The organism is Mesorhizobium sp. M2A.F.Ca.ET.042.01.1.1, assembly GCF_003997405.1.
Classification (GTDB): Bacteria; Pseudomonadota; Alphaproteobacteria; order Rhizobiales; family Rhizobiaceae; genus Mesorhizobium.
Genome location: NZ_RZRX01000573.1, coordinates 1 through 1,192 on the forward strand (window position 1 = coordinate 1; position 1,192 = coordinate 1,192).

The following is a 1,192-nucleotide window of genomic DNA, read 5'->3' on the forward strand; positions in this document are numbered from 1 at the left end:
CCAGAATCCCATCGCGATCAGGAAGTAGGGAGCACCAGGCCGCGGCCTGCGAATGCCTTCTGCGTAAATCCCATGGCTCGCCAATGACAAGCTTGACATGTTCTGTCACGAGATCGACACCGCAACCGAGCTGAAGCGATTCAGGACCACCACTAAGACGCGGATTAACTTCAATAACAACTGGGCCACGCTTGGACCACCGGAGTTGGATGCAGGTTGGCCCCCAGCCTAGGCCGAGAGCTCGCAGACAGCTCACCGAAACATCAGCAATGCTTTTATATTCGGCATCGGTGAGCGAGGCGGGGAAGACACCCCTCTGGAAGACGAAATACGGAGGGGGGCCGAATTCAGCGCTGTCAATTCCAATGACCTGATCCCCCATCATATGAGCGCTGTAAAATGGACCTTCTACGAATTCTTCAACCAATACCCTCGGCGAAGACCACCACATGTGCTTCCCGTCCAACAAATAGGTTGTATGTTCGGCCACCTCACCAGCGTTACGACACAATCGGACACCGCAACTGCCGACGCCCACGGCTGGCTTAAGAACTACCGGATACCCAATCTCCCCCGCAAATCTTTGGAGGTCCGCCGCACTGGATGACAGCCGATAGGCCGGTATTGGGACGTTGGCACCCGCAAGGAGCTGTCGTTGCATGAACTTGTCACAGCATCGCTCAACCGATGCCGGGTCCGGCCCCCGGTAGATCGAAATGGTGGCAGAGTTTGCCAACCGTTGCATAGACCAGCTCGTCGGAGCTCGTAATGCCCGCAATGGCATGTGTCGAACGTAGACGGGAACATTCGCGGATCAGCGCATCGAGATCGTGCGTATCGACACGGATTGCCTCAAGTCCTTCCGCTGCAAGATAGTCTTGCTGAGCCGGATCAGCCGACAGGGTGATAGCATCAAGCCCAAGACGCTGGGCTGCATTCACGTAGAGCAGACCATTGCTCCTTGTGCCTTCAAGCAGGATGAGCGCACTTTTTTGCATTGGCGTTGACCTCCGTTGTGTTGTGCGCGGCTGCCGAGCAATCGGCATCAGTTTTTCAGCCGTCTCTGATCTCAATAGTTGTAGAACGTACCATCCTAGCCGCTTGGCCGCCTGACATTGTGAAAATTTCGTAAATTTATCTAAAACATCTGTGGCGTTGTTGTTGCGAGAAGTGCGCCAGTAAATTGTAAAAG

At 54.6% G+C, this 1,192-nt stretch carries 1 pseudogene; it reads right to left on the minus strand.

The features are described 5' to 3' along the window. Window positions 1-998: pseudogene (locus EOA23_RS34915) on the minus strand (ATP-grasp domain-containing protein); the annotation flags it as partial. Window positions 999-1,192: the final 194 nt, after the last annotated feature.